The organism is Streptomyces sp. SID14436, assembly GCF_010548465.1.
Lineage (GTDB): Bacteria > Actinomycetota > Actinomycetes > Streptomycetales > Streptomycetaceae > Streptomyces.
In genome coordinates this window covers 1-5,674 of the sequence record NZ_JAAGMD010000346.1, presented here as the reverse complement: position 1 = coordinate 5,674, position 5,674 = coordinate 1, and the positions used below count along the sequence as shown (strand labels likewise).

The following is a 5,674-nucleotide window of genomic DNA, read 5'->3' as shown; positions in this document are numbered from 1 at the left end:
CTGGGGGTGGGCGGCCGTCGGAGGGGCCGCGGGAGGCAGGCCGCGGCCGGGTGGCGGGCCGAGACCGGGTGGCGGGCTGCGGTCGCCGGCCCGGCGGGCGTCGGACGGGCGAAGACGTCAGGCGGGCGGTCGTCCCTGGTCCGGCGTACCGGCCGGGTCGGGTATCGGCAGCGGCCGCTTCTCGATCGCCGCCGCCATCACCTCCGGGAACAGATCCGGTGTGCACGCGAACGCCGGTGCGCCGAGCGCGGCGAGCGCTGCCGCGTGCTCCCGGTCGTAGGCGGGCGCCCCCTCGTCGGACAGCGCCAGCAACGCCACGAACTGCACCCCCGACGCCTTCATCGCCGCCACCCGCTTCAGCATCTCGTCGCGTATCCCGCCCTCGTAGAGGTCGCTGATCAGCACCACCACCGTCTCCGCGGGCCGGGCGATCCGGGACTGGCAGTACGCCAGGGCCCGGTTGATGTCCGTACCGCCGCCCAGCCGGGTGCCGAACAGCACGTCGACCGGATCGTCGAGCTGGTCGGTGAGGTCGGCGACCGCCGTGTCGAAGACGACCAGGCGGGTGTCGAGGGACCGTATGGAGGCCAGGACCGCGCCGAACACCGACGCGTGGACGACGGACGCCGCCATCGACCCCGACTGGTCGACGCAGAGGACGATCTCCTTGCGCACCGACCGCGCGGCACGGCCGTGGCCGACGAGCCGGTCGGGCACCACCGTCCCGTGCTCCGGCAGGTAGTGCTTCAGGTTCGCGGCGATCGTGCGGTTCCAGTCGATGTCGTGATGACGGGGCCGCCGGACGCGGGCGCTGCGGTCGAGCGCGCCGGTCAGCGTGGCCCGGGTGCGGACCTCGAGCCGCTTCTCCAGGTCGTCGACGACCTTGCGGACCACGGCCCGGGCCGTCTCCCTCGTGGTCTCCGGCATGGCCTTCTCGAGCGACAGCAGGGTGCCGACGAGGTGCACGTCGGCCTCGACCGCCTCCAGCATCTCCGGTTCCAGCAGGAGGCTCGCGAGGCCCAGCCGGTCCATGGCGTCGCGCTGCATGACCTGGACGACCGAGGTGGGGAAGTAGGTGCGGATGTCGCCGAGCCAGCGGGCGACCGACGGTGCCGAGGCCCCGAGGCCCGCCGACCGGTCCTGCCCCGTCGGCGGCTTGTCGCCCCTGCCGTAGAGCGCGGCGAGCGCGCCGTCGATCGCGGCGTCCCGTCCGGACAGCGCGCATCCGGTGCCGTCCGCCGCGTCCCCGCCGAGCACCAGCCGCCACCGCCGCAGCCGCTCCCGCGCCGGGTCGTCCGGTTCCACCACCGGCATGCTCTCCTCCCCCGCTTCCCGCGCTCGCCACTGCTGCCGGCCGTCCGTCATGCCGTCACCCCCTCCGGCCCGGTGCGGGCCACCGCGCCGTCCTCCTCGTCCCGTCCCAGCAGCAGCCTTACGACGGGGAGCACGGCGTCGGCCCGCCCGGTGTCCAGGCCGGGTGCGCCGGGGCCGGCGACCGCCGTGCGCCCCGGTGTCCCCGGCCCGCGCCGGACCAGTTCCCCGAGGGTGCGGCGCACCCCCGGGTCGTACGCCGAGAACGTCCGTCTCAGCAGCGGCAGTACGTCGGTGAACGCCTCCGCCGGGACACCGGTCAGCCAGGCGTCGACCAGCGCGCGGAGCCGCTCGTCGTGCACGAGGAGCATCCCGCCGCCGGAACCGCCGCCCAGGAAGCCCTCGATCCACGCGGCGGCGTCGGCCGGTGTTGTCCCCGGGGACAGCACGAGCCCCATGAGCCGCGCCGCCTCCTCGGGCACCAGGGCGCCGCCGTCCAGCAGCAGGCGTACCGCCCGGCCGCGGATGACGCCGGGCACGGTGTCCCGTCCCGACAGCGTCCGCAGCACCGCCTGCCAGCGCGTCCGCAGCGTGCCGTGACCCGGCGCGGGAGAGTCACCGAGCAGACCCAGCGCCGTGTGCACCGCGTCGAGGTGACCGCGCATCTCCTGCGCGGCGTCGGCGTCCAGGGCGGTGCAGGCCGGGGGCAGTCCGACGAAGACCCGCTCGGCGAGGCCGGTGGCGACTCCTGCCAGTGCCACCGCGTCCGTGCCCCGCACGTCGCCGTAGCGCAGCGCACGCACGAGGGCCGGCAGCGCCTGGGCGAGGTGACCGACGTCGGTGTCGAGGGCGGCGCGGTCCGCGAGGACCCGCATCACGGTCGGCAGCGCGTCCGGCAGTCCGGCGAGCAGGCACTGCTCGGCGAGACCGGTGACCTCGGCGAGACCGCGCGCGGCGATCGCGTCGGCCTCCGCCCTGGCGGTCGCGGCACCGAGCACGGTGGTCCCCCACACGCCCGCCTCGGCGACCCGCACGGACAGCTCGGGCTCCCAGCGCAGCCGCCAGGTCTCGCGGAAGGTGCCGGTGCTGCCCCGCGAGGCCGCCGGTTCGCCCCAGCGGACGCCGAACAGGCGCAGCCGGTGCAGCAGTCTGCTGCGGCCCGCGTCGGTGTCCTTGCGCAGGTCGAGCTCCACCTCCCGCTCGGCCGCCTCCGGTTTCAGCCGCAGCCGTCGCTGGGTCCGCGTCAGGTCCCGCTGCAGCGGCACCGCGGGCGCGGCCGCCGGGACCTCGCCCAGCACGTCCCCGACGACCAGCCGGTCGTGCACCAGGGCCAGCGGCACGTCGGAGCCGTCGCAGAGCACGGCCCGCACGGCGTCGGTGGTCTCGCCCAGCCCGGCCAGCGGGCGCCCGCGCATCGCGGCCAGCGTCTCCGCCAGGCGCACGGCCTCGATGACATGGGCGGCGGAGACGATCCGGTCCTCGGCCCGCAGCAGACCCGCCACCTTGGTCATCCAGCGCTCGACCGGCCGGTCCGGTGCGGCGAACAGGTGCCCGTACCAGCCCGGCGAGTCGATGCCCGCGCCGTATCCGCTGCTCCGGGACAGCCTGCGGTGGGTCCAGGGGACCCAGGTGACGTCCGTCCGTACCCGGGGCAGCCCCTTCAGCAGGGCCCGGTCGGCGGCGACGGTCGTCCTCCGGCGCAGCGCGGGCACGTGCCACGCCCCGCACACCACGGCCACCCGCTCCCCGGCCTCCCGCCGGGCCGCCCGGATCGCCAGCCGCATGTGGGCCTCGCGCAGCAGGTCCCGGTGGTGTCCGCCGCTGCCGTAGGTGTCCCGGAGGGCCGTCATGGCCTCCTCCAGTGCGGTGAACGGCGCCAGGGGGTCCCCCTTGTCCCCGCCGCGGTGCTCGACGACGTCCTCCCACCACCGTTCGGCGTCGTCGTGGCCGGCGGTGCGGGCCAGCACGCCCAGGGGGTCGATGCGTATCGCGTCCCCCGGCCCGCCGGCCTCCCCCGAGCCGTCGGCCTCCTCCGAGTCGTCCGGGTCTTCCCTGCCGTCCCGGTCGGCGTCCCCTGTGTCCTCTGTGTCGTCGGCGCCCTCGGTGTCGTCCTGCCACGCCAGGGTGTGGGCGGCGGGCAGGTCGATGAAGCGGGCCGGGATCCCGTGGTCGACGGCCCACCGCAGGGCCACCCATTCCGGGGAGAACTCCGCCAGCGGCCAGAACGCCGAGCGTCCCGGCTCGTCCACGGCATGGGCGAGCAGCGCGACCGGCGGGCGCATGTCCGGGTCGGCGGCCAGCGGGACCAGCGGGTCGGCCTCGGGTGGCCCCTCGATCAGCACGACGGCGGGCCGGGCCGCCTCCAGAGCCGCCCGCACCGCCCGCGCCGATCCGGGACCGTGGTGCCGGACGCCGAGCAGCAGCGGCCCGACCGCCGGCCACCCGGGCCCCGGCACGTCCTCCTCCGTCACGTCGACCGTCACACCGGCCTTCCCACTGGACGTCCCACTGGACGTCATGCCGTCCGCCATGCCGTCCCCCTCCTGCCCGACCCCGGCGGGCCGGGCGGATGCGCCGGCCCGAGCGAACCCGGCGTGCGCTCCGGACGGTGCCGCGGCGTCGGAGGCCTGCCGCTCACGCGCCGGCCTCCCGGCAGGCGCGGTAGAAGTCCTGCCAGCCGTCGCGCTCGCGGACCACGGTCTCGAGATATTCCTGCCAGACGACCCGGTCGGCCGCGGGATCGCGCACGACCGCGCCGAGCAGGCCCGCCGCCACGTCCCCGGCCCGCAGCACCCCGTCGCCGAAGTGGGTTGCCAGGGCCAGCCCGCTGGTGACGACGGAGATGGCCTCCGCCGTCGACAGCGTGCCGCTGGGGGACTTGAGCTTCGTGCGGCCGTCGGCGGTGACGCCGCCGCGCAGCTCGCGGAAGACGGTGACGACCCGGCGGATCTCGTCGATGCCGTCCGGCAGCACCGGCAGGTCGAGGGAGCGCCCGATCTGGTCCACCCGCCGGGCGACGATGCCGACCTCCTCCTCGGGCGTGCCCGGCAGCGGCAGGACGACGGTGTTGAACCGGCGGCGCAGGGCGCTGGAGAGGTCGTTGACCCCGCGGTCGCGGTCGTTGGCCGTGGCGATGAGGTTGAAGCCGCGGACCGCCTGCACCTCCTCGCCCAGCTCCGGCACCGGCAGCGTCTTCTCGGACAGGATCGTGATGAGGGTGTCCTGCACATCGGCCGGTATGCGGGTCAGTTCCTCGACCCGGACGGTCATGCCCTGCGCCATCGCCCGCATCACCGGACTGGGCACGAGGGCGTCACGGCTGGGGCCGTGGGCGAGCAGCCGGGCGTAGTTCCAGCCGTAGCGGATGGCCTCCTCCGGAGTGCCGGCCGTGCCCTGGACCAGCAGGGTCGAGTCGCCGCTGACCGCCGCGGCCAGGTGCTCGGACACCCAGGTCTTCGCCGTGCCCGGGACGCCGAGGAGCAGCAGGGCCCGGTCGGTGGCGAGGGTGGTGACCGCGACCTCGACGATGCGCCGCGGACCCACGTACTTGGGGGTGATCACCGTGCCGTCGGGCAGGGTGCCGCCGAGGAGGTAGGTCGCCACGGCCCACGGGGAGAGCTTCCAGTTGGCCGGCCGAGGACGGTCGTCCTGGGCGGCCAGCGCGGCGAGTTCCGCGGCGAAGGCGTCCTCGGCGTGCGGCCGCAGCACCGGCGCGGCGGCATCGGCCGGCGGGGCGGGAACGGGCGCCGGTGCAGAGCGGAACGGGGCCCTGGAGGCGTCGGCGCCCGCGGGCGCGGAGCCGTTGCGACGCGGGGCGTCGGACGTCGGTTCAACGGGTACGGACATGGCTGAGTCGTCCCCCTCCAGCTCGGCCGGTTCGGATCTGGTTCCACCGTGCACCACGCCACTGACAATCGGCTCGGCCTGTGGAAAACCCTGCGTCAGGGCCGTTGTCAGTGGCGGCGCATACCGTCGGAGGCATGAGTCAGCAGGGGGTGCTCCCGACCGCTGATCAGGTGTCGGCACTGGCGCCTGACCGGGCGTCACGGGTGGAGGGAAGCGAACTGGCCGTGCCCGGCGCTTGGTCGGACACGGGCTGGTCGGACGACGGTGTGGTGTGGGGTCTGTGCGTGGGCGGCGGCGGCCCCGAACCCCACCGGACGGTCGTCGACGTCGCGGACGCGTGGTCCCCGGACGGGCCGGCCCTCGGGTCCTCCGGGCCCGCGTACGGGTGCAGTTGCCCGAGCCGCACGGCCCCGTGCGTGCACGCGCTGGGTCTGCTGCTGCTCCGGTCCGCCGACGGCGGGCCGGTCCAGCGGGCCGAGGCGCCGGGGTGGGCCGTGCGCTGGGCGGCGGACCGGCG

The 5,674-nt window shown here is 75.9% G+C and carries 3 protein-coding genes and 1 pseudogene; 1 reads left to right on the top strand and 3 read right to left on the bottom strand.

The genetic code is table 11. From position 1 onward, the window contains the following. Positions 1-117 precede the first annotated feature (117 nt). From G3I53_RS12340 to G3I53_RS12330, 3 genes are all read right to left on the bottom strand, one after another. A complete protein-coding gene (locus G3I53_RS12340) occupies positions 118-1,314 on the bottom strand; it encodes a VWA domain-containing protein (RefSeq protein WP_164438336.1) in 1,197 nt (398 codons plus the stop codon). A 47-nt stretch (positions 1,315-1,361) separates the two neighbouring features. Continuing rightward, positions 1,362-3,842 carry a DUF5682 family protein gene (locus tag G3I53_RS12335; RefSeq protein WP_239063822.1) on the bottom strand — a complete coding sequence of 827 codons (2,481 nt, stop codon included), beginning with the start codon at positions 3,840-3,842 and terminating at the stop codon, positions 1,362-1,364. A 103-nt stretch (positions 3,843-3,945) separates the two neighbouring features. Beyond that, positions 3,946-5,157, bottom strand: coding sequence for an AAA family ATPase (locus G3I53_RS12330; RefSeq protein WP_164334134.1), 1,212 nt, complete (start codon positions 5,155-5,157; stop codon positions 3,946-3,948). Between the two features lie 134 nt (positions 5,158-5,291). Here G3I53_RS12330 and G3I53_RS12325 point away from each other — a divergent pair. Continuing rightward, positions 5,292-5,674 (top strand): annotated as a pseudogene (locus G3I53_RS12325) (SWIM zinc finger family protein); the annotation flags it as partial.

What these genes read in the sequence shown, in the direction of transcription:
- G3I53_RS12335 (WP_239063822.1), bottom strand. Translation starts at nt 3,842, where the DNA reads ATGGCGGACGGCATGACGTCCAGTGGGACGTCCAGTGGGAAGGCCGGT.
- G3I53_RS12330 (WP_164334134.1), bottom strand. Translation starts at nt 5,157, where the DNA reads ATGTCCGTACCCGTTGAACCGACGTCCGACGCCCCGCGTCGCAACGGC.
- G3I53_RS12340 (WP_164438336.1), bottom strand. Translation starts at nt 1,314, where the DNA reads ATGCCGGTGGTGGAACCGGACGACCCGGCGCGGGAGCGGCTGCGGCGG.